Source organism: Priestia sp. 40, assembly GCF_049368575.1.
GTDB classification, from domain to species: Bacteria; Bacillota; Bacilli; order Bacillales; family Bacillaceae_H; genus Priestia; species Priestia zanthoxyli.
Genome location: NZ_JBMPZA010000005.1, coordinates 1,765,427 through 1,789,037, shown reverse-complemented (window position 1 = coordinate 1,789,037; position 23,611 = coordinate 1,765,427). Strand labels below are relative to the sequence as shown.

The 23,611-nt window shown below is 36.9% G+C and carries 21 protein-coding genes; 12 read left to right on the top strand and 9 right to left on the bottom strand.

Going from position 1 to position 23,611, the window contains the following annotated elements; translation table 11 throughout:
* Positions 1-222 precede the first annotated feature (222 nt).
* From spoIIID to fabZ, 5 genes are all read left to right on the top strand, one after another.
* Complete coding sequence (gene spoIIID / locus ACO1DI_RS10400; protein ID WP_013059792.1) at positions 223-486, top strand: sporulation transcriptional regulator SpoIIID; 264 nt, start codon at positions 223-225, stop codon at positions 484-486.
* A gap of 186 nt (positions 487-672) precedes the next feature.
* Positions 673-1,674 carry a rod shape-determining protein gene (locus ACO1DI_RS10395; protein ID WP_013059791.1) on the top strand — a complete coding sequence of 334 codons (1,002 nt, stop codon included), beginning with the start codon at positions 673-675 and terminating at the stop codon, positions 1,672-1,674.
* 110 nt (positions 1,675-1,784) lie between these two features.
* Entirely contained in the window at positions 1,785-2,609 is an 825-nt protein-coding gene (locus tag ACO1DI_RS10390) for a flagellar hook-basal body protein (RefSeq protein WP_014457769.1), read from the top strand.
* Between the two features lie 23 nt (positions 2,610-2,632).
* Positions 2,633-3,454 (top strand): flagellar hook-basal body protein, encoded by an 822-nt coding sequence (locus tag ACO1DI_RS10385; protein WP_140451795.1) that lies wholly within the window; start codon positions 2,633-2,635, stop codon positions 3,452-3,454.
* An 83-nt stretch (positions 3,455-3,537) separates the two neighbouring features.
* Positions 3,538-3,972, top strand: coding sequence for a 3-hydroxyacyl-ACP dehydratase FabZ (gene fabZ, locus ACO1DI_RS10380; protein WP_013059788.1), 435 nt, complete (start codon positions 3,538-3,540; stop codon positions 3,970-3,972).
* A 28-nt stretch (positions 3,973-4,000) separates the two neighbouring features.
* Here the strand turns inward: fabZ and ACO1DI_RS10375 are convergent, their stop codons facing one another.
* The gene (locus ACO1DI_RS10375) at positions 4,001-4,423 is read right to left on the bottom strand and encodes a helix-turn-helix domain-containing protein (protein ID WP_014457772.1); all 423 of its coding nucleotides are present in this window, start codon (positions 4,421-4,423) and stop codon (positions 4,001-4,003) included.
* Positions 4,424-4,945: 522 nt separating this feature from the next.
* Positions 4,946-5,383, bottom strand: coding sequence for a YwpF-like family protein (locus tag ACO1DI_RS10370; protein ID WP_014457773.1), 438 nt, complete (start codon positions 5,381-5,383; stop codon positions 4,946-4,948).
* Positions 5,384-5,479: 96 nt separating this feature from the next.
* Here ACO1DI_RS10370 and ssb point away from each other — a divergent pair, with 96 nt between their 5' ends.
* Positions 5,480-5,842 carry a single-stranded DNA-binding protein gene (gene ssb / locus ACO1DI_RS10365; RefSeq protein WP_014457774.1) on the top strand — a complete coding sequence of 121 codons (363 nt, stop codon included), beginning with the start codon at positions 5,480-5,482 and terminating at the stop codon, positions 5,840-5,842.
* A 536-nt stretch (positions 5,843-6,378) separates the two neighbouring features.
* On the opposite strand, the gene ACO1DI_RS10360 is transcribed toward ssb, so the two are convergent.
* The 3 genes from ACO1DI_RS10360 to ACO1DI_RS10350 all read right to left on the bottom strand — a co-directional run bounded on the left by ACO1DI_RS10360 (position 6,379) and on the right by ACO1DI_RS10350 (position 11,908).
* Entirely contained in the window at positions 6,379-7,425 is a 1,047-nt protein-coding gene (locus ACO1DI_RS10360; RefSeq protein ID WP_014457775.1) for a LysM peptidoglycan-binding domain-containing protein, read from the bottom strand.
* A gap of 297 nt (positions 7,426-7,722) precedes the next feature.
* On the bottom strand, positions 7,723-10,353 hold the full coding sequence (locus ACO1DI_RS10355) for a DEAD/DEAH box helicase (RefSeq protein WP_115655074.1): 2,631 nt from the start codon (positions 10,351-10,353) through the stop codon (positions 7,723-7,725).
* The gene (locus ACO1DI_RS10350) at positions 10,346-11,908 is read right to left on the bottom strand and encodes a replication initiation protein (protein ID WP_243550080.1); all 1,563 of its coding nucleotides are present in this window, start codon (positions 11,906-11,908) and stop codon (positions 10,346-10,348) included. The genes ACO1DI_RS10355 and ACO1DI_RS10350 overlap by 8 nt, the downstream gene beginning before the upstream one ends.
* A 241-nt stretch (positions 11,909-12,149) precedes the next feature.
* Here ACO1DI_RS10350 and galU point away from each other — a divergent pair, with 241 nt between their 5' ends.
* The 3 genes from galU (at position 12,150) to ACO1DI_RS10335 (ending at position 15,337) form a co-directional block, all read left to right on the top strand.
* Positions 12,150-13,034, top strand: a complete 885-nt coding sequence (galU, locus tag ACO1DI_RS10345) for a UTP--glucose-1-phosphate uridylyltransferase GalU (RefSeq protein WP_014457778.1) — start codon at positions 12,150-12,152, stop codon at positions 13,032-13,034.
* A 245-nt stretch (positions 13,035-13,279) separates the two neighbouring features.
* A complete protein-coding gene (locus ACO1DI_RS10340) occupies positions 13,280-14,563 on the top strand; it encodes a nucleotide sugar dehydrogenase (RefSeq protein WP_423145222.1) in 1,284 nt (427 codons plus the stop codon).
* A 66-nt stretch (positions 14,564-14,629) separates the two neighbouring features.
* Positions 14,630-15,337, top strand: coding sequence for a WecB/TagA/CpsF family glycosyltransferase (locus ACO1DI_RS10335; RefSeq protein WP_014457780.1), 708 nt, complete (start codon positions 14,630-14,632; stop codon positions 15,335-15,337).
* A gap of 36 nt (positions 15,338-15,373) precedes the next feature.
* Here ACO1DI_RS10335 and ACO1DI_RS10330 read toward each other — a convergent pair whose 3' ends face one another.
* Together ACO1DI_RS10330 and ACO1DI_RS10325 are read right to left on the bottom strand one after the other, a co-directional pair.
* The gene (locus ACO1DI_RS10330; RefSeq protein ID WP_013085445.1) at positions 15,374-16,903 is read right to left on the bottom strand and encodes a flotillin family protein; all 1,530 of its coding nucleotides are present in this window, start codon (positions 16,901-16,903) and stop codon (positions 15,374-15,376) included.
* Between the two features lie 20 nt (positions 16,904-16,923).
* Positions 16,924-17,457: an NfeD family protein gene (locus ACO1DI_RS10325; RefSeq protein WP_014457781.1), complete on the bottom strand. Its 534-nt coding sequence runs from the start codon at positions 17,455-17,457 to the stop codon at positions 16,924-16,926.
* A gap of 629 nt (positions 17,458-18,086) precedes the next feature.
* Here ACO1DI_RS10325 and ACO1DI_RS10320 point away from each other — a divergent pair.
* Positions 18,087-19,139, top strand: a complete 1,053-nt coding sequence (locus ACO1DI_RS10320; RefSeq protein WP_013059776.1) for a glycosyltransferase family 4 protein — start codon at positions 18,087-18,089, stop codon at positions 19,137-19,139.
* Between the two features lie 38 nt (positions 19,140-19,177).
* On the opposite strand, the gene ACO1DI_RS10315 is transcribed toward ACO1DI_RS10320, so the two are convergent.
* Together ACO1DI_RS10315 and ACO1DI_RS10310 are read right to left on the bottom strand one after the other, a co-directional pair.
* The gene (locus ACO1DI_RS10315; protein WP_014457782.1) at positions 19,178-20,176 is read right to left on the bottom strand and encodes an LCP family protein; all 999 of its coding nucleotides are present in this window, start codon (positions 20,174-20,176) and stop codon (positions 19,178-19,180) included.
* A gap of 195 nt (positions 20,177-20,371) precedes the next feature.
* Positions 20,372-21,007 carry a YigZ family protein gene (locus tag ACO1DI_RS10310; protein ID WP_013085443.1) on the bottom strand — a complete coding sequence of 212 codons (636 nt, stop codon included), beginning with the start codon at positions 21,005-21,007 and terminating at the stop codon, positions 20,372-20,374.
* A gap of 439 nt (positions 21,008-21,446) precedes the next feature.
* On the opposite strand from ACO1DI_RS10310, the gene ACO1DI_RS10305 reads away from it, so the two are divergent.
* Entirely contained in the window at positions 21,447-22,595 is a 1,149-nt protein-coding gene (locus ACO1DI_RS10305) for a sensor histidine kinase (protein ID WP_013059773.1), read from the top strand.
* Between the two features lie 77 nt (positions 22,596-22,672).
* On the top strand, positions 22,673-23,356 hold the full coding sequence (locus ACO1DI_RS10300) for a response regulator (RefSeq protein ID WP_013059772.1): 684 nt from the start codon (positions 22,673-22,675) through the stop codon (positions 23,354-23,356).
* Positions 23,357-23,611 lie beyond the last annotated feature (255 nt).

The window sequence follows — 23,611 nt, the reverse complement described above, 5'->3', positions numbered from 1 at the left end:
TGAAATTTTTTAAAATGGGATGCATTATGTTAAAAAAATAAATAAAAAACACTAAATTTTCAAAAAAATATAAGAAATCACTTGTCCTTACTGACTTTTCTAGCATATATCTGCACACAAGCTAATAAACTGTTACAAACCTATAAAGAGAATGTTAGAAAAGGGATAATATATACATTCCCTTGGATACTTCTCATATCCAATTTGGGGAGGGCGAGTAGTGTGCACGATTACATCAAAGAGAGAACTATCAAGATTGGAAAGTATATTGTAGAAACAAAGAAAACAGTTCGTGTAATTGCGAAAGAATTTGGCGTTTCGAAAAGTACTGTCCATAAAGATTTAACAGAGCGTCTACCAGAAATAAATCCTGAATTAGCAAATGAAGTAAAAGAAATTCTTGATTATCATAAATCTATTCGGCATTTGCGTGGAGGAGAAGCAACAAAATTAAAGTACAAAAAAGAAGAAGAAACTGTAAAGTAAAAAAATGCCCGATATTGCCTTTTTTATAGAGGTAGTATAGGGCATTTTAATTTTTGGATAAAATAGGTATATAATAAATATTTTTGCTAATAACAACATACATATACAAATTGTGATAAAATAGTAAATTAGGAAAAAAGAATGGTTATCATGCAAAGATATGTAAATAGAAGGAGGATTTAAGGTATGTTAGCAAAAGACATTGGTATCGATTTAGGTACAGCTAACGTCTTAATTCACGTTAAAGGCAAAGGAATTGTGCTAAATGAACCGTCTGTTGTGGCGATTGATAAAAATACAAATAGAGTGCTAGCAGTAGGGGAAGAAGCGAGACGTATGGTAGGAAGAACGCCCAGTAATATTATTGCCATTCGTCCACTAAAAGATGGCGTTATCGCTGACTTCGAAATTACTGAGTCTATGCTCAAACACTTTATTAATAAATTAAATGTAAAAGGTTTTTTATCCAAGCCTCGTATTTTAATTTGTTGTCCAACAAATATTACCTCTGTTGAACAAAAAGCCATTCGCGAAGCTGCTGAAAAAAGCGGTGGAAAAACCATTTATTTGGAAGAAGAACCAAAAGTCGCGGCTATTGGCGCTGGAATGGATATCTTTCAGCCGAGCGGAAATATGGTCGTAGATATTGGTGGAGGTACAACCGATGTGGCTGTCCTTTCAATGGGTGATATCGTAACAGCAGCTTCTATTAAGATGGCTGGTGATCGTTTTGATGCCGAAATTTTGCAGTACATCAAGCAGAAATATAAGCTCTTAATTGGTGAGCGTACAGCAGAAGAAATTAAAGTGAAAATTGGTACGGTGTTTCCTAAAGCTCGTAATGAAGAGCTGGACATTCGTGGGCGAGACATGGTTTCAGGCCTCCCTCGTACGGTTACTGTTTATTCTGAAGAAGTGGAGGAGGCACTTAGAGAGTCTGTCAGCGTCATTGTACAAGCTTCGAAAAGTGTATTAGAGCGTACACCTCCCGAACTTTCTGCCGATATTATAGACAGAGGCGTTATTTTAACTGGCGGTGGAGCATTGCTTCACGGTATGGACCAGCTGTTAGCGGAAGAATTAAAGGTGCCTGTGCTAATTGCAGAAAATCCAATGGGTTGTGTAGCTGTTGGAACAGGTATTATGCTCGATAATATTGATAAACTATCTCGTCGCAATATTGTTTAAATAAAGACTCCTCTATTGGCTCGTTTCATACAGAGGAGTCTCTTCTTTTATTTATTATACTCTGTCAGCCGTCTATAACGAACAACGTTTACTTGTAAGGAGGATGAAGTATGTTTAAAGGGTTTTACACGGCAGCAGCGGGTATGCTGTCTCAGCAGCGTCAAACTGACTTATTAACGAATAACATAGCAAATGCTAATACGCCAGGATTTAAAGCAGATCAAGGTACGTTAAAGGCATTTCCTGATATGTTACTGCAGCGAATGGAATCTCAAGATTTACCCACTGATCGTAACATCTCTGTTCAGAACAAAAAAGACATAGGTGCGATTAATACGGGCGTGTATATGCAAGAAACAGTTCCAAATTTTACACAAGGTGATCTTCAACAAACGTCTCAATCAACTGATATTGCATTGATGGAGCAAAATATGCCTACAAAAGAGGGCGTCCTATTTTTTGTGGTACAAAGCCCTGATAATACGCCTCAATATACAAGAAACAGTAATTTTACATTAGATCAAGAAGGGTTTTTAACTACGTCTACCGGAGCTTATATATTAAATACAAATAATCAGCCAATTCAACTAAAAAGTGAAAACTTTACAGTTGATTCACAGGGTAACGTAACGGAGAATAATCAGCAGGTTGCGCAAATTGATGTTGCTTATGCTAGTGATTTACAAACGATTAAAAAGGCCGGGAATGGATTATATGAAACCCTCAACAATCAGCCCCTGCCTTCAGCACGGAATAATCCAGGAGTTTCTTATCAGTTAAACCAAGGGTTTGTTGAGCGTTCTAATGTAGATGCTGCTCAAAGTATGACTGATTTACTGACGGCTTACAGAGCTTTTGAAGCAAATCAAAAAATAATGCAAGCTTACGATAGAAGCATGGATAAAGCGGCAAATGAAATTGGGCGTGTGCGCTAAAAGCAACAGGGGAGATGAGAAGGATGAACCGTACAATGATAACAGCAGCTAATACGATGGGGCAGCTGCAGCAGCAGCTTGATGTCATTGGTCATAATCTATCTAATACAAATACGACAGGATATAAATCAAGAGATGCTTCATTTAATGATATGCTGTATCAACAAGTAAACAATCAAGAAGATAAGGGAACAGAAAAGCGGCTTACGCCAGCCGGAATTCGGCAAGGCACAGGCGCTTATTTAGATCAAACGAGCTTGAATATGACGCAGGGTGCTTTTCAGAACACAGATAAACTATTAGACGTAGCTGCATCAAATCCAAACGTTTATTTTCAAGTTGCCGTAAACGATTCCCAACAGCCTGTACAATATACGCGAGATGGTTCTTTCCATCTTAGCCCTGAAGGCCCGAACAATGTTAAATTAGTAAACGGTTCTGGTCAGGATGTGCTGGGGGAAAATGGTCAAGCTATTATTTTCAGTAACGCCTTCAAAGATATACAAATTGATGGAAGTGGGACGATAACAGTTACTACGAATACGGGCGTTGACCAGTTTACCCTTGGGTTAACAAATGTCCAAAAGCCGCAGGTGCTAGAAGCTAAAGGAGAAAATCTATTTGCCTTTCCAGCTAGGATGAACCAACCGAATATGTTTACAGATTTGACTGGAAAAGCTCGAGAAACAGCAGGCGTAGAGCAAGGGAAATTGGAACAGTCAAATGTAGATTTGAGCAAAGAACTTACTGATATGTCCATCGCTCAACGTGCGTATCAATTTAATTCCCGCTCTATTTCAATTGCAGACCAAATGATGGGCTTGGTGAATGGGATCAGAGCTTAAGCAAGTAGTTGCTTCTCAATTGAGCATTCTGTATATTGATAATAGTATCGTATGTTACATGCGGTTTGAAAGGAGACTTATTTATGCTTGATATTGAACAAATTAAAGAAATTATTCCACACCGATATCCATTTTTATTGGTCGATCGTATTTTAGAAGTGGAAGAGGGAAAAAAAGCAGTTGGTTTAAAAAACGTATCTGCCAATGAAGAATTTTTTAATGGGCATTTCCCTGACTATCCTGTGATGCCAGGGGTTTTAATTGTAGAAGCTTTGGCTCAGGTAGGAGCCGTAGCTATGCTAAAAAAAGAAGAAAATCAAGGACGTTTAGCATTTTTTGCAGGCATTGACAACTGCCGTTTTAAAAAGCAAGTAAGACCTGGTGATCAACTGCGTTTAGAGGTTGAAATTGTACGTGCGCGTGGATCTATTGGCAAAGGAAAAGGTATCGCAACTGTAGATGGAGAGTTAGTCTGCGAAACAGATATTATGTTTGCTTTAGGCGATAAAAAAGAATAGTACATAAGAGCTGCTGATGCAGCTTTTTTTATTGGCGCTGCAAAGCAGAAAACAGTTTCTTTAATAAAGGTATAATATCCGTTAGCAACTCTTTTTGAAGAGTTGGTGACAGAGATGAAAATTGCAAGAGCACATGTTTTAATAAGGGCTGTTTATCTATGAGGGTTAAAATGGTATCGTCTTGTGAATCCGATTCACGTTTTCTTGTTAAGTAAAGAAGTTGGAAGTCATGTAAATAATCTTGTTTATAAGAGGAAGGATCAATAAGTTGGTCCAGCGTAATTTGAAAACAATTACATAGAGATAGAAAATCAAAAATGGAAGGCGTTTGTTTCGAACATTCCCATTTTGAAATAGTTGTACGAGAAACATTCAACTGATTTGCTAATTCTTCTTGTGAAAACCCTCCTTTTAGTCTGAAATGTTTAATTCTTTCTCCCAAATCTTTCATATGCATCACCTGATTTCGTAAAGATAAGTACATGTCTTATTGTTCGAATGTAGTTCATGTTCTTTGTAACATGCTGAATTCGCACAATATGAAACATATATACTTTACCTTCTGCAATAAAGGGAATAAAACCTGTTTTTATTTCTTTTTTTTCTCTAAAAATATTCATTTTTCTGCATAGATATAAAAAAAAGAACAAAAATAGAGGTTTTCATAGTAAAAAAATCCTATTTTTTGTTCGGTATATTGAAAAAATGGTTGAATAACGGGGAAAAATGCATTAATATACGAATTACAAAGAAAAAGGAGTGAAAAAATGACAAATTTTTATTTGAAAAGGCAAGGCGCTCGCACAAGAGATAATCGCTTCAAACGTTCTAGTTGTGCTCATTTATTTTTAGGGAAAAAAGAAAGGCACCTCTCCAGTGAATTCTCTTTTCTTTATCCTTCTCATGGACCAACGAAAAAGACCGCAAACAATAATCCTCTCTTTTAAATCCAGACACCTTGAGATGACTTGACTTATTTTTTAGATGTACTTTTTATCGGTCTGTTTCGAAGCTGCAGTTTGAACTGTTGAAGTAAATCTTGACCTGATAACCCTTGGTTAATTAAATCCTCTAAGAGCATTTCAGCATAATGAAGTCTCCGTTCTTTTAAAACACCTTTCATCAACAAACTAATACGATTTTCACCAATTGAAGTAATGGAAGCCACGGTAGCTATAAAGGTAGCCGGATCATTTGTTTCTTTCGTAATTTTAGCTTCTACCGTCATTTTTTGTTTATCTTTCAACAAAACATGAAATTCATCGTACCATTTCTTATCGATAACTGCTTCTAAAATCCAGTTATTTTCGCCGTCTTCTTTATTAATAATAAGGCCATTAGTGAGTGAGACAGACTGACGTTTTTCTTGATCATCAACCAATTGAAATGACACAAGTTTAAATGTTTTCATTGATGTTTCCTCCTTTACGTAAATAGTAGGTTATCCATATTATAACATGAATGAGCTTAAAGATTCTCATTATTCAATCAGTTGGAGTGGTAGACTATGATTAACCATATTGTTCTTGTAGGAAGACTGACAAAAAAACCTGAGCTTCGATATACCCATGAAGGGATTGCAGTATCTACTATTACTTTAGCAATTAATCGAACGTTTCGAAATGTTGAAGGTGAATATGATGCTGATTTTGTCAACATTACTCTGTGGAGAAAAAATGCAGAAAATACGGCTGCTTACTGTGATAAAGGAGCGGTTGTAGGTGTGGTAGGGCGTGTACAAACGCGCACATTTGAAAATAATCTTCAGCAACGAGTATATATGACCGACGTTGTGGCTGATGCTGTTAAGTTTTTAAGTGGAAAGCCATCCGGTTCTTCTTCATTTGATTCAAATCAGCAAGAAGAATGAAGTTATCTAGCATGAAAGGGGGTGATTAGTTCGGCTAAGGTTCTAAGTCCTCTTATCTATCATAATAGAAGATAGATCCTCTTTAAGAGCAATGCTCTTTCTATATTCTCAAGAGAGAAAATTAAAGTATTTACTATCCCCGAACTATTCCTCTATTTCAGCCGTTAAATCATTTAACGGTTTTTTTCTGTATATAAGAGATTGAGACGTAACTGAATCAATGCAATCTAAAGACAAACAAATGGGATGAGCTAGTATAGGTCACTTGTTACACCACTGTTGATTTCCGTGCAAGACTTCGCTTTCCGCAGGCGGTCGATGAGCCTCCTCGTCACTTGCGCACGGTCTCATCTATTCTGCTTTTCTCGCAGGAGTCTTCGCTTTGCCCTCCACTCAACAGCTAGAAGCACCTACACATATGAAACCTGCGTCCGCCCTACCAATGAAAAAATCCGAACGAGTTTGATTCTCCATCAAGAATCAAACTCGTTCGGATTTTCCTTCAACTAAAATACTTTTGTCTCAGCTTTTATCATTTATTTAGCAAATCTTTTTGCACCTAAGTAGCGCTTGCTCCAGTAGCTGTTATCTAAGCTTGCAATGGTTACACCGGTAGAAGATCCAGCATGAATAAATTGACGATTACCAAGGTAAATGCCCATATGTGTAGGACCGCTAGAATATGTATTAAAAAACACTAAGTCTCCAGGCTGTGGATTACTGACGGGTGTTGATACACTCCAATAACCAGCCGTCGTATAGCGCGTTGTAGAAATTTGTTGTTTCGTTACGTAATAAATGAATCCGCTGCAGTCAAAACCAGAAGGAGTTGTGCCACCCCATTTGTAAGGAACACCTATATAACGTTTTGCATCTGAAATCATTTGCGATACATTTAATGTTCCGTTAGAAGTTGGAGGTGTGGATGTACTTGGTTTTGTTGTTGGCGTAGTTGTTTGGCTGCTTTTTGATACCTTTAATTGCTGATTTACATAAATCGTATTAGATGTTAATCCGTTTATTTGTTTTAGCTCACTGACACTCATGTGAAATGTCGAAGCTATTTTAGATAGGCTATCTCCACGCTGAACTTTGTAAGTTCCATTTGCATCCTTAGAAGGAGTTTCTGCTGGTTTACTCGTAGTTGGAGTCGATGCGCTATTGCTTCCATTTACTTTTAACGTTTGGTTAATATAAATAATGTTAGAAGAAAGAGCGTTCAAACGTTTTAATTCTTCTACGCTCATATTAAAACGAGTAGCAACTTTCCAAAGGGTATCGCCGCTTTGAACTTTATAGGTTGAACCAGTAGCAGGAGCTGAAGGCTTTTCTTCCTTATTAGATGGTTGAGAGGTTGAAGCAGAAGGAATCGATAACGTTTGTCCTACACGAATTGTATTTGAAGATAACTTATTTACGCTTTTTAAAGCTTCTACCGTTGTATGGTATTTGGTAGATAATGACCAAAGTGTATCTCCAGCTTTCACTTGAACAGTTGAAGCAGATGCTTCAGCTGAAGCTTGATATAAGAATGTCCCGCCAACAATGGCGCCTAGAGATAAAGCGAGCTGCCTTTTTTTCATTAATAAATCCCCCTAATTATGTAAATATTTCGTGTTTATTTTTCCAATATGTCTATTAAATTACAAAAATATTATATGTATAAATATGCTGGAATTTAAAGAGAAAGTAAAGGGTCTTTTTCGCTATAAAAATACCTTTTTATTCAAAAAACGATATTTATTGCGTTTTTTGTATCTTTATCAGTAGGTGGAGAATGATTTATACTGATTTTTTTATGTCGAATGATCTAATAAAAAAAGAGGACAAGTAAAAAAGTCCTCTTTTTAGTAACGTTTTAACACATTTTATAATTTTTCTTATTCATTTCTGTACGCAAGAAGCTCTTGTAGTTCTTTATTAGAAAGTTCTGTTACCCATTGATCTCCTTGGATGAGTTCATTGTTTAGATGTTGTTTTTGATTGATCACTTCATCAATTTTTTCTTCAATCGTTCCTCTTGTAATAAACTTATGAACATGAACAAATTTATTCTGCCCAATTCGATGAGCGCGATCGGTTGCTTGGTTTTCAACGGCTGGGTTCCACCATCGGTCAAAATGAATAACGTGATTTGCAGCTGTTAAATTCAATCCAGTTCCACCTGCGCGAAGAGAAAGAATAAAGATGGCTTTTTTTCTTGCTTGAAATTGAGCAACCATTTCATCTCTTTGTTCTTTTGACAAACTTCCGTGAAGAAATAAAACCGGCTCGTTGATTTCTTTTTCTAAGGTTCTTTGCAGCATGAGTCCTGTTTCAATATATTGAGTAAAGATTAAACAGCTTTCTTGCTGTGTGCGAATGCTCTCTACGAGTTCAATAATCTTTTCACTTTTATGAGATCGCCTTACCGTTTGTTTAGATGGGCTTTCCTTTAAGTACAAAGCTGGATGATTGCATAATAATTTTAGCTTATTTAGTGTTTGCAAAATCATGCCTTTTCGTTCAAATCCTGTTTTTTCCTCTGTTTCTTGAAGCATTCCTTGAACTAGCTCCTGGTAAAGTGAAGCTTGTTCCGCTGTCAGCGGGATATATTCTTTTTGTTCTTGTTTATCAGGCAATGAGCGGGCGATGTTTTTATCTTGTTTTGTTCTTCTCAATAAGAAAGGTTGAATGAGTGCTTTAAGCTCAACAGCTCGTTCAGGTTTCTCGCCTTTTTCAATGCCGGCTACAAATCGGTTTTTAAATGAATTGATTGTTCCTAAGTAACCAGGATTGATGAATTCAAATAATGACCATAGTTCCAGCAGACGGTTTTCAATTGGAGTTCCAGTAAGCGCAATTTTGTGTCTTCCTTGCAGCTGACGGATGGCTCTCGCCTGTTTAGTCTGCGGGTTTTTAACATGTTGTGCTTCGTCTAAGGAAATGCTGTTCCACATAAACCCTTTCAACAATTCGACATCCAAAAGAGCAACTTGATAAGTCGTGATCACAACGTCAGTACTTTCACATATCTTCTCAAATGCGTATCCGTTGGTTCTTTTCGGTCCGTAATGAACATGAACACGAAGAGAAGGGGAAAATTTTTGTAATTCTTTTTCCCAGTTTCCAATTAAAGAAGTTGGGCAAACGATAAGAGAAGGAGAGCTATGTAACTGATGAATATTTGTTAAATAACTAATCAATTGAATGGTTTTACCTAGCCCCATGTCATCTGCTAGACATCCTCCTAAGTTAAACTTTCTTAGAAACATGAGCCAATTCAAACCTTGTTGCTGATAAGGTCTTAATGCACCTTTAAATTCAGAGGAAGGCAGCACTTCCGGCAGCCGTTCTAAATCCGTTAAGGATGTAATAAATGATTGAAAGGAAGCGGGGAGTTGGAACTCAACTTTTACCTCTTCTTCATCAGTTTTACTGTCTGCCATGTAGGTTAGCTTCGTTTTTAAAATTTCATGAATTGAGACGCCTTTTTTACTAGCTTCTTTAACAATTTTCTGCGCTTGTTTAATTAATCTAGAATCCAGTTGAATCCACTGTCCGTTAATAGATAATAATCGGCGTTTTTGTTCGACTAATTTCCGAAACTCTTCTTCTGAGAAAGTTTGATCGCCAATAGAAAATGACCAGCGGAAGCTGCTGATAGCTTGTTTACCAAACAATGCAGATGAAGTATTTTCTATAGCGCCAGATACTTTTATGGTGGCTTTTTTTAATGATTCCCACCAGCTTGGCAAATGGATAGAGACACCTTGTTTAATCAATGCTGCACTATCTTGAGTTAGAAATTCCCATACTTCCTCGTCTGTTAGGACAGACTGAATAAACGCTCCTTTTTGGTATAAAGTAGGAGCCAATGCTTTCCATCGTTCGTGTTCGTAAGCGATATATGATTCGTAGTGATTCCATTCTTTAGGAAGCGTTCTTCCCAGTATAAAAGGTTCTTTGGCTTCATCGTGGGGAATCACGAATGTTTCAGCCGTCCATACATCTCCATCGGTTGCTGGCTCTACAATACGTAATGAAAGGTCAAAGGGAGGATTATAGCTCTCGCCTTCTATGCTTATTAAAAAGTCCTTTCCTTCTTTTTTTAATAGGCTCTCTTTAATTTGTGCTCGCCACTCTTGCTCATCAGCTTGTGAAAGCAATCCAGTCATTTGTTTTTTAAAAGGAAGAGAATGAAATTTCCCTTGGATAATCCTCTTTGTCATATCAACTGCAATTTGCTGATAAGCTTCCGCTGAAGCGGACAAAGCTGGTTTCAACACATGCTGTTGAATAGGTGATTGTATGAAAGTGAACATTTGCCATGCAGAAAGAAGAATTCCTTTTTTTCCATTAATCTCAACCTGTGTAGCTTTGCTTCCGTAATAGGTCTGTTCATGCCATAGAAACAGCGCATCTTTCCATGTATCAGGGAGTAAAATTTGGCCGCTAGGTGATACACAGTAGAGAAAAAAGTCACCGTGTACAGGTTCGACTTCAAGTGTTAAATGAAACAAATCAAACATTCAGTAAATCTCCTTTTTCTAATAGTTGTTGAAACGCGCGCTGTTTCTTCGTTTTTATCGCTAATTCTTCTATATAATGTTCCCATAGTAGAGAGCGATTCATTTGTAGATAAAGTCTCTTTAATTCTTGTAAGTAGATATAGGCTTCTTGATAACTGCTTTTCTTTTTTTCATAAATCAGCTTTGAAATCATTTGATGATAAAGAGGAATAACCAGCTTTTCATCTTTTTGTTTTAAGGCTTCTATCGTTTGCTCGTCATATTTGATGCTGTCATATTGAAGAAGCACCTGTAATTCAACCCATTTTTTTAATTGGTCAGAAGCATATAGAAAATCACTGTATTCAATAAAACTATAGGGAAGTAATGTTTGCAATGCTTCAGTATACAAAGTTTGATCGTTCGTTAAGTCTTTATAGTGCTGAAATAAATTTACAATCATGGAGACCATGTTTCGGCTTCCTTGATAAGTAGTCGGAACGGTGCGTACGTAATCTCCTATATAGGCCATTATATAAGAGCCCCACTGAGCAAAGCGGTCAGTTTCTTTTTCGTGCAATAAATCATTTAACCAAGGAATAAGATACGGAATCATTTTTAATGTTTCATCGCTCAAACGTTCTTTTGCTTCTCCATCTTTTTCTTGAAGGAATAAAAGATAGGAAAGAGCTGTATTGTTTATAAAAGAACCGTGCTTAGCTTTTAATTCGCTTTCCTCAGTTTTTCGCCACTTTTCTAACGTGAAGATTTTTTGCCAAATAACGCGATAAATCTCAATACGTTCATATTGTAAAGGCATATCTTTATGCAATAATTCTCGGATGTATGGGATGCTGTCCTCTATAATAGATAATGCATCCCTATCGTATTTCGTTTGCTTTAATGAATCAGCGGTAGCATAAATTTCATTTGTTATTTTGTAGACGTGACTATATACGAACGATTCCTCGATGTTAGTAGAAAGCTGATGTGCCTGTAATTGAGCTGATAGTTTATAAAATGTATGAACCGCTCCATACATACAAAATAAAGCATAAAGCAATGGATGCTCAGGAGCCTTTTTCACTAAAGAACGGTAATAGTACTGATGATATTCATGATAAATGGAACGGTCATTTTCGTTCCGCCCCTGCATAAAAAGCGTATACTGCTCCTCAAAAGTTTGTCTCCACTCTTGAAAAGTTGCCTTCGGCTTTTTTAACACTTGTTTGGCAGATAGCATAGTCAAAGCTTCTTTTTCATGGTTTCGCCATTCTTTGAATAGGGGCGCAAGCGGTTCTATTAATGAATACATATAAAAAAACGCTGCAAAGCAGTGTTCACAAAATCCGTTATGCTGACAAGAACAGGTACTTTCAGGGAGCAGCTGCTTGTTTAGTTCAACATAAAACGAATCGATTTTAACGTTTAATATCTGTTCATCATTGTGCAAAATGAAGAATGAATGGGTACGGTAAAGGTCTAGTCCTGCTTGGGCATTCGTACGATAGCGTGTATCACTATACGGGAAATAATGTATAAATTGGTGCTGTAAGTGATCTGAAAACGAACTCATAATCCCATTCCTTTCTATACATAAGTGGAACATAAAATTATATTTATAAGTGATTAATTTTCTTTTCATTATAAATGATAAAAATAGAATTATACAAAATCTTTTGTTATGATAAAGCAGAATCCAACATGACTCTTTATAAAAAGAAATGGATTCAACATGACTTTGTGTACATACTCAATCGAAGACTTACTATACTATAACCAATAAGCACGATTGACATTGACAGGAGGAAAAGTAAGTGAAAATTCGTAAAGCTATTATTCCAGCAGCTGGATTAGGGACACGCTTTTTGCCGGCTACAAAAGCACAGCCTAAAGAAATGCTGCCAATTGTAGATAAACCAACGATTCAATACATTGTGGAAGAAGCAGTAGCATCAGGTATTGAAGACATTTTAATTGTAAGCGGTCGCGGAAAACGAGCAATCGAGGATCATTTTGATAAATCATATGAGTTAGAAGAAACATTAGCCGCAAAGGAAAAGTGGGACATGCTTGAAGAAGTGCAGGGGATTTCGAATTTGGCTAATGTTCACTACATTCGTCAAAAGGAACCTAAAGGATTAGGTCATGCCATTCACTGTGCAAGAAGTTTTATCGGAGATGAACCGTTTGCTGTTATGCTAGGGGATGATGTAGTCCAATCAGAAACACCTTGTTTGAAACAGTTAATGGACGTATACGAAAAATATGAATGCGCTGTAGTTGGTGTACAGGAGGTGCCTAGGAAAGAAACCTCAAAGTACGGAATTGTAGGTCCTAAAGGAGAGCCTCTTGAAAAAGGATTATTAGACGTAGAAACGCTCGTTGAAAAACCGAATCCAGAAGATGCCCCTTCAGGCTATGCAATTATGGGGCGCTATATTTTAACACCGGAAATTTTCGATATCTTAAGCAGAGAAGAGATTGGTGCAGGAGGAGAAATTCAATTAACAGATGCTATTTTACGTCTGAATGAATTTCAACGTGTTCTTGCTTATTATTTCGAAGGAAAACGTTATGATGTTGGAGATAAATTTGGATTCATTAAAGCAACAATTGATTTAGCTCTGCAAAGAGAACCGCTGCGAGCAGAGCTAGTGAGCTATTTTAGAGAAATTGTCGAAAAAGAAGGGCATATGTAAAATATATTTACTGGGGGAACTATTGGGAATCAAGGAGATTTTCAATAGTTCTTTTGGGTTAGAGCTCTTTGTACAAAAGATGGTTATATCGTTTATTGATGAATTCTCATAAAATGTTACATAATAATAAGTAAAAGAAATTATTTCATGTTTTTATATAAATGCTATCATGAAATGACATTTTTCGATATAATATCAGATAGGTTTTATTTATTAAGCATGTCATATAAAGGAGATTTTCTGCAATGACAAAGAAATTGTGTGTAGTTGGTTTAGGATATATAGGTTTACCGACAGCTGTTATGTTTGCCAATCACGGCTTATATGTACATGGTGTCGACGTAAATGAAAAAGCAGTAGAATTAATTAAAAATAAGCAACTTCATATAGAAGAAAACGGCTTACAAGAACGTTTAGAATCAGCAGTTGACAAAGGCCACTTCACGGTAGGCACAACAGCTGAAGAGGCGGATATTTTTATTATTGCTGTACCATCACCAATTAATGAAGATAAAACGGCAAACTTGAACTATGTTCGAGAAGCGACAAAATCAATTGTTCCTTACGTTCGTAAAGGAAATTTAGTCATTTTAGAATCCACAGTTCCTCCGCGTACAGTAGAAGACGTTATGCTACCTGTGCTAAAAGAAACTGGTTTAGAATTAGGCAGTGAGCTATTTGTTTCTCACTCACCTGAACGTGTTATTCCAGGAAAAGTATTTGAGGAACTAGTAAATAATGACCGTATTGTCGGTGGTATTAACGAAGAGTCCAGTCGCTTGACTGTTGAGCTTTATAAAACATTTGTAAAAGGAAATATTCACGTAACGGATGCTACAACAGCTGAAATGGTGAAAGTAATTGAAAACACATATCGTGATGTGAACATTGCCTTTGCAAATGAGCTGGCAAAAATCAGTGAAAAAATTGGTGTAAATGCGTGGGAAGCGATTAAGTTAGCGAACTATCATCCACGTGTAAACATCCACTTACCAGGTCCTGGTGTAGGCGGCCACTGTATTGCTGTTGACCCTTGGTTCTTAACGGAGCTTCAGCCGGAACTGGCGAAAATTATTTCTCTTTCTCGTCAGACAAATGATTCAATGCCTGAATATACAGCATTAAAAACGAAAAGCCTACTAGATGAAAAGGGCATTCAACATGGACGTGTAGCGGTTTTAGGCTTAGCTTTTAAAGGAAATATTGATGATATGCGTGAAAGTCCATCAACGGATGTGCTTCATCACTTAGAAAAGCTAGGTGTTGATTACACAGCATTTGATCCTCATATCAAAGAGAATAAAATCGAACGTCAAACGCAAAGTTTGGATGAAGCTGTTGCACATGCAGATGTGATTCTTATTTTAACAGATCATAATGAGTTCAAAGAGCTTCTTCCATCAGCTGTTGAAAATCATATGCGTACAAAAGTTATTTTTGATACGAAAAACTGCATTCAGCGTGATCAATGGAAAGCAGCAGGCTTTGACGTAGTGTTACTTGGTGATTCAAAAGTTTCTACTTTATAAAAAGACGGGCTGAACAGCCTGTCTTTCGTTTGTAAAAAACTAAAAAATCAACATACGGGTGATTTAATGAAGGAAAACATCTTAGGAATAGACGTTTGTAGCGACACGTACGATGAGCTAGCGGCAAAGTTACTTCAGGATATAGATAAAGGCCGAAAATCATTTATTGTAGCAATCAACCCTGAAAAAATTATGAAAGCACAAGAAGACAGGGAATTAAAGTCACTATTAAACCAGGCGACTTATCAAATTCCAGATGGAATCGGTGTGATTTTAGCTTCAAAGCTCAAAAAAGGACGTATTCGTGAGCGTGTAACGGGTATTGATATGATGCTGAAGCTGTGTCAAGAAGCAACGAATAACGGTAAAAAGATTTTTTTATACGGAGCCAAGCCTGGCATTGCAGATGAAGCCAAAGCTAAGTTGGAAGAGATGTTTCCAGGGATTTTAATTGTTGGAACATTAAATGGCTACGAAAAAAATGAAGAAGTCATTGAATGTACGATTAATGATTCAGGAGCAGAAATTGTGTTTGTGGCTTTAGGCAGTCCAGCCCAAGAAAATTGGATTATTGCTCATAAAGAGAAACTTAATCCTTCTGTTTATCAAGGCGTAGGGGGCTCGTTCGATGTTATTTCAGGACGATTGAACCGAGCACCTGCTGTTTTTCAAAAGTTTGGTTTAGAGTGGCTTTATCGACTGTTAAAAGAACCATGGAGATGGAAGCGTCAGTTAGAATTACCTAGGTTTCTTCTTCGAGTGTTAAGAGGTTAAAAAAGCATGCGGATTATATCCGCATGCTTTTTATTTTTAGATATCTTCTTTCTTGTTTTGTTGCTTGATTTCATCCGTTAGTTCGTGCAAGCTTTGTCGCACATTTCCTTTTCCAGAAAAGTTTTCAATCAATTCCTTCACATCTATACCTGAGGATGCTTTCAGCGATTCTTGAAGAGAAGACATTAAGTTTGTTGCATAGCCAGTCACTTTATTAGCTCCGCTGTTTTCACCGTTGCTTCCTGTGTCCACAACCGTAATTTTGTCGATATTTGCTAAAGGACTTGCAACTTGTTTTGCATATTCAGGAAGCATTTTGATAATCATATCTAAAATAGCCGCTTGACCGAACTGCTCGAATGCTTCAGCTACTTTTTGTTTAGCTTCAGCTTCAGCTAAACCTTTTAAGCGGATAATCTCAGCTTCAGATTCACCTTGGGCACGCTGAGCTTCAGCTTTTGCTAAACCATCAATTCGAACGCGTTCAGCTTCAGCTTTAGCCATTGCTTCAATTCGATATTTGTTGGCGTCTGCTTCAGCAAGCTGTTTTGCTTTTTCAGCTTCAGCGGATTGCTCAACAGAGTAACGATCTGCATCTGCTTTCTTTTTTACTTCAGAATCGTATTGACGCTCACGACGAAGAATTTCTTTTTCTTCTAATTCAATTTGTTTCTGACGTTCAATAATGCGGATTTGCATTTCTTGTTCTGTTACATCTTGTTTCGCGCGAGCTGTTTCTAGATCATATGCTTGGTCAGCGCGAGCTTTGGCAATATCTTGTTCGCGACGATATTCAGCGGTTTTTAACTGATTCATTTTTTCAGCTTCCGCGATTTCTGTATTTCGCTCAAGTTCCGCTTTTTGGGCATCTTTATGAGCCTCAGCACGCTTGATTCTTGTTTCTTTTTCAGCTTCCGCTGTTGCAATGTCAGCATCTCGTTTAACTTGAGCAATACGAGGCTTCCCTAGCGATTCTAGATAGCCGTTCTTATCCCGAACGTCTTTAATTGTAAACGATACAATAATTAATCCCATTTTAGCTAGATCTTGTGAAGCTACGCGCTGTACTTCTTGAGAGAATTTTTCACGGTTTTTATAAATTTCTTCTACCGTCATAGAACCAAGAATCGAGCGAAGGTGACCTTCTAAGACTTCTCTAGCTTCAGTTTCACGATCTTCTTTTGCTTTGCCCAAAAACTGCTCAGCGGCCGTTGCGATTTCTGAAATAGAACCTCCAATTTTGATGATTGATACCCCATCAGCCATAACAGGAACACCTTGTTCTGTATATACTTCAGGTGTAGACACTTCCAGTTTGCTTGATAGCAAGCTCAGAGGCTCAGCCTGCTGAAAAACTGGCAGCACAAACGTACCGCCGCCGCGAACAATTTTAATGCGGTTTCCGGATTCATCGACGTGCACGTTTTTATTTCCGAGATAGCTCCCTGTTACAATTAACGCTTCATCTGGACCTGCTGTACGGTATTTTGTAATAAATACGGCAATCAGCGCAATTAATAAAAAAACAACAATTCCAACGACAACTAATATAGGTGTTGAAAACATAAAACTCCCCCTAATACTATTTATAATGAGTGATTGGTCATAACTTCTTCATAAATCACAACGAGTGCGTTGCCCCTTTGTATATCTACCACAAGCACTTTGCTGCCTAAAGGTATAGCAGTGTTTTTAAAGCTGGCAGCGGGTTTGGAGATCGTGCCGCTAACCCCTTCGATAAATACTTCTCCATAACCATCTGCAGGAACGGAAGTAATAATGGTACCAAGTCTTCCTTTTAACGAATCTTCAGTAAAAGCAAGAGACTCTTCAGCCGATGATAAAGGAATCAATACGAAAACGTTGAGCAAAATAACGAGTAGAAGGGCAATAAGAGCGGAAATCGAAATAATCCAATAATTTTGCAATGACGTATAGGTGAACAAATATCCACTGGCACTAAAGAATGTTAAAAAAGAAAAAAGAAGAGTGGGGTTAAAAAAAGGTATCGCTTCAGATAATCCATCTAACAAATCGCTAAATAAAATGTATAAGAAGGTGAGACTTCCGCAGATAATTAATCCATACAAATACACTGTTTGAACAGATAGATCGAACATAGTTCATTCAACACCCCCTTTATGTAAGATGATTGATGCTGTTTCTACTATGTATTACGAACCGTATCAAAAAAAGTTTCATTTTTTTGATAAAATTCCTTTTTTTGTTTAATTTTATCTCTGTCCATTTCACTATATTTTAACTTTTAAATGATATAAGATAAGGACAACGATTCAGTGAATGTGGTTTGGAGTAGTGGACATGCATAGGTCAAAAGTTTGTTCATATAATGAGTGGGGCCATGTGAAATAAAAATAAAGGTTTAAATATGCTTAATAAAAAGGAAAAAGAGTTAAAGATGACGAATAAATTAGACGAAAAGGGGGGAGTTCGCTTATATTTTAATAAAATATAGTAAAGAAAATGTTCTACATAAAATAACCACATAAGAATAAAGTAAATCAGCTGTTTATACACCAAAAAATACGGTTCTTTTCTATTAATAGTTTGTAAATGTGCTAATTTTTGAGAATAAATTTCTATTTAAGTAGTAGAATCATTGTGATATAATCCATTTTGGGAATAAGTAAGTAATTATTGTTATACGCAATTTGAAATACTATCCAATTATATAAAGTTGGATACATTTTTTATGGTTTTGGTTAACATAAACCTGAGGAGGGTCTCCATGCTATATTTGACCTTGTTTATTTGTTTTATTACATCTATTCTGATCACTCCGCTGGTTAAGAAGCTGGCGTTTAAAATAGGTGCAACGGATAAACCAAATCAACGAAAAGTTCATCAAAAAATTATGCCTCGCCTTGGAGGTTTGGCGATATTTTTTAGTTTTCTTATTGGATACCTCGTTTTACAGCCTGACAGTAAATATGCGCTGCCGATTTTAATCGGAAGCATCATTATCATTATTACCGGTGTCTTAGATGATATGATTGAGCTATCCGCTAAAATCAAATTAGGCGGTCAGCTAGTAGCGACATTAATTGTTGTTGTATACGGTGGAGTCCAAATTGACTTCATTAACTTGCCGTTTGGCGGAAAATTAGAATTCGGAATGTTAAGTATTCCAATTACGGTATTATGGATTGTAGGAATTACCAATGCTATTAATTTAATTGATGGATTGGATGGATTAGCTGCCGGCGTTTCCTCTATTGTATTGATTACCATCTCGGGTATGGCTATTATGATGGGCAATGTGTTTGTGACAAGCATGGGTTTCATCGTATTGGGAAGTACGCTCGGATTTTTGTTTTACAACTTTCACCCCGCTAAGATTTTCATGGGCGATACAGGAGCACTATTTTTAGGCTATATGATTTCTGTATTGTCTCTGTTAGGATTTAAAAATGTAGCGGTTATTTCCTTCATTGTTCCAGTTATTATTTTAGGGGTACCAATTTCAGATACGTTCTTTGCTATTATTCGCCGAATCGTAAAAAATCAACCGCTATCGGCTCCTGATAAATCTCATTTGCATCATTGCTTGTTGCGCTTAGGGTACAGCCATAGACAAACGGTTTTAATTATTTATGGAATGAGTGCGATATTTGGTTTAGCGGCAGTTATCTTCTCAAAGGTACAAACAATGTGGGGGTCTTTTCTTGTACTAGCTATCCTCCTTGTAGCGATTGAAATTATCGTTGAAAAGATAGGACTAGTTGATAAGACATATAGGCCAATTCTCAACATGGTTCGTGGGCTTCGTTTAAAAAATTAATTAAAAAGACCTCTTGGATATCCAAGAGGTCTTTTTAATTATTCTGTTGTATCTGAAGTTGATTCAATGCCTAAATGCTTGCGGAGCTTTTCACTTACTTTTTCCACTGAATCATTATCTAGTTTGAAGTAGTAAACGCCGTTAATTTTTTCATCGCTACCGTCTAAGTTAACGGTTTCGATGTCTACTTTTTTCGAAGCATAATCATAAAACGAAAGCATTTCACCGAACATTAAATTCGTTTTCATATTATCGCCAACAGCTTCGATAAGATTGCCATATTTATTTAGTGATCCAATGGAGGCAGCTTTTTTAATCATGGCTTCAATCAACTGCTGCTGTCTTTTTCCTCGCTCAATATCGTTGTCTTGTTTTCGTGTTCGAGCAACAGCTAACGCTTCTTCACCATTTAAATGTTGTTCTCCTGGTTTTAAGACAATAGCATTATGACGATCTTTCGAGTCTTTTTCACTCATCGCATAAGGTACATCAAAATCGATTCCGCCAAGTGAATCTACAATGTCTGTGAAAGCCTTGAAATTTACTTTAACATAGTAATCAACAGGGACATTAAACAGCTGTTCTACCGTTTCTACCGTTGCTTTTGGACCGCCGTACGCATGCGCATGAGTAATTTTATCTTTTTTATTCACTTCAGGTATATAAACTCTTGAATCTCGAGGTATGCTTACAAGCTTCACGGTTTTATTCGTTTCGTTAAAAGTTGCTAAAATTAAAGCATCTGTACGGGCTGATTTTCCGAATTTCCTCGTTTCACTATCATCTACGCCCATAAATAAAATGGATATATCATCTTTTTTGGGGTCAATTTTACGATCACGCATAGGAGAATTATCGCGATCTCCGAGACCTTCATAAGAATCAGAAGCTACTGTTTTAGCTTTAACAAATAAATAAGAGCCATAAGCGGTTGCAGAAAGCCCTAAAATAAGGATAGGTAACAGAAAAAATGTAAAAAGCCTTCGCTTTCTTTTCCGTTTGTTTACTCTTTTTTGAAAACGTCTATATTGAGCCATACGGTTTCTCCTTTTATTCGTATATTCGAACACTTATTGTGACACTTAGTATGTGTTATAAATTGGAATGTATGAATCAAACTCGTCAAAGCTATGCATCTGTACGAGGTTTTTACTCATTGACAAGTAGCGCAACCATCAGAATAGTTGCGCTATTTATCAATTGTACAATGTTTTTTAATAAGAGTAAATAATTCATTCTACATCTTCTTCTAAATAGGTCGTCTCACCTGCTCGAATATCTGCTTGGCCGTTTGTTAGCTCGGTCATCCATTCAGTAAATGCTTCTGTTTGAGCTTCCTCTACAAATGTTTCAATCTCTACCATATCTGCGTAGTGGATTTCTTTTAATAGATAAACGGAACTGCGAAGCTCATTTTCTAATTTTCCAAGCCATGTATAATCGACGGTTGTATGCATAACCGCCATGAGAGTTCGTTTGACTGTACCTAATTCATTCAACGCTTCGGAAACGGATTTTCCATACGCGCGCACCAAGCCACCTGCGCCCAATTTAATGCCTCCGAAATAGCGCGTAACGACGACCACGGTATCCTTTAAGCCTCTCTTTTTAAGCACTTCTAACATTGGTACGCCTGCTGTGCCACTTGGTTCTCCATCATCGTTTGCTTTTTGAAATTGATCTCGTTCTCCAATTAGGTAAGCTGAACAGTTATGAGTAGCATTCCAGTGCTGTTTTTTGATGTCTTGGATAAATTGCTGAGCTTCTTCCTCAGTTGTTACACGTTTCATATGACAAATGAATCTAGATTTTTGAATAGTGATTTCATGTGAACCTTCTTGTTTTACGGTATAATATTGTGATAACAATCAAAAAATCCTCCTTAGCGTTATAAATAGAAGAAAAACGGGTATTTACGTACTGTTTACTTGCTATTAGTATAAAATGTTTATGAAAAGACATCAATTAATCAAATTCAACATCACTTAAACAAGCCATACAGAATATACGTTATAATAAAAGAGTGTGCAGGCTTGTATAGCTAAATAATGAAATGATTTAAACAGGCAGTTAGTCACTGTTGAAGAGTGAGCGTAAATGGTAATCTATTCAAATAACGCGAGTCAAGCGTTGATTGATGTCGAGTTTGAGGGTACTAAAAACAACCGTTACTTTTTGGATATAAAAAGTCAGATAGGGAGAAAATATGGATCTTATCCTCACAATTCAGATAGGTCATACGAATACTATATATAGCATGAACGTATAGACATTTCTCCGAATGTGAGTATAGTTTGGGGTGAGTAAATGTCGAAACATAAATTAACAAGCAAGGCACTTGATGAAATTTTTGAGAAGATTATTGGCACAGTAGGAGATAGTAAAAATGAAGTCTATCGCCTTTCTGAAGATGCCAGACAAGAATATCAGCAAATTAAAGAAGAGTTAGAAGTGTTAAAAGGAAAAGTCCTTGAGACGATAGAGCAAGGCGATAAATTGGAAACTCAGGCAAGGTTGGCTCGAAAGCGTTTGTCTGATGTGAGCCGACATTTTCAAATTTATTCAGAGCCTGAAGTAAAAGACGCTTATGAAAAAGCACACGAATTACAAACCAAGCTACTGATGAATCAGCAAAGCGAATATCAGCTGCGTAATCGTCGAGATGAACTAGAAAGACGCTTGCTTACATTGGAAGAAACGATTAAACGTGCAGATCACCTAGTAGGTCAAATTTCCGTTGTGTTAAATTATTTAACAAGTGATTTAAAACAAGTAGGGGAAATAGTAGAAGATGCTATTCAAAAAGAGTATTTTGGCTTTCGGATTATTGAAGCTCAGGAAGAGGAACGGAAACGTTTGTCAAGAGAGATTCATGACGGCCCAGCTCAAATGCTTGCAAATGTTATGATGAGATCGGAATTAATTGACCGAATTTACCGGGAACGTAGTGCAAAAGAAGCAATGGAAGAAATTCGAGATTTACGAAAAATGGTTCGTTCTGCCCTATACGAAGTGCGTCGAATTATATATGATTTAAGACCGATGGCACTTGACGACTTAGGTCTAATTCCGACGCTACGTAAATATCTTGATACAATCGAAGATTATAACGAAGGCAAGCCTCGGATTACGTTTATTTCCATTGGACAAGAGAAGCGAACTGCTTCAAAATTAGAAGTAGCACTGTTTCGTCTAGTGCAAGAAGCTGTAACGAACGCATTAAAACATGCAGACGCGACGGAAATCCAAGTGAAGATAGAGTTCAACAATGAACACGCTATTTTGCTTGTCAAAGATGACGGCTGCGGTTTTAATCAAGAAGAGAAAAAAGAGAATTCGTTCGGCTTAATAGGAATGAAAGAGCGTGTTGATTTATTAGATGGGACTATTTCTGTTCATTCGAAAATTAACCAAGGCACGCTTGTTATGATTAAAGTACCGATTATAGCCGCTTAAAAAGGCAGAGATATGTATATAAATAGGGGTCAATATAGAGTAAAACATTTGTTGTTCGATTTGGGGAGGAATCAAACATGCAGACAAGAATTATCATAATCGACGATCACCAATTATTCCGTGAAGGAGTAAAAAGAATTTTAGATTTCGAAAAAGATTTTGAAGTAGTTGCAGAAGGTGACGACGGTAGCGAAGTTATTGACCTTGTAGAAGAACATCAACCTGATGTTGTAATCATGGATATTAACATGCCGGCTGTAAATGGTGTAGAAGCTACGAAAAAGCTTGTAGAAGTAAATCCGGATGCTAAAGTTATTATCTTATCTATCCATGATGATGAGACATATGTAACTCATGCCTTACAAACAGGGGCACGAGGCTATCTGCTAAAAGAAATGGATGCGGATGCGTTAATTGAAGCGGTGAAAGTAGTTGCAGAAGGTGGTTCATATTTACACCCTAAAGTAACACATAGTTTAGTAAAAGAGTACCGTCGACTAGCAGCTCAAGGACAATCGTCTTCTTATCCGCACGAACCAATTGAGATTCGCCGTCCACTACATTTGTTAACACGTCGTGAGTGCGAAGTGCTACAACTGTTAGCTGATGGTAAAAGTAACCGAGGAATCGGAGAAGCATTATATATTAGTGAAAAAACCGTTAAAAACCATGTGAGTAATATTTTGCAAAAAATGAATGTAAATGATCGTACTCAAGCTGTTGTTGTGGCAATTAAAAACGGTTGGGTAGAAGTAAGATAAGTCCAAAAGTCTGATATACCACTAGGTATATCGGACTTTTTTTTTCTTTTTATAACTTTTTTTGAAATTGTGGGTAAAAAGTCATGTTTAATGAGAGAGGAAAACACCCGATAAGTTAAAGGGAGAAAATATCTTTTAGGAAGGCGAAGGGTGATATCTTTGCGCATTTACTCGTCCTTCAAATTTCGACAAAAGCATCCATACCTCAAAACAATGTCCATCAATTTGACGCAAGCTCTTGTAAAGGAAGGTCTT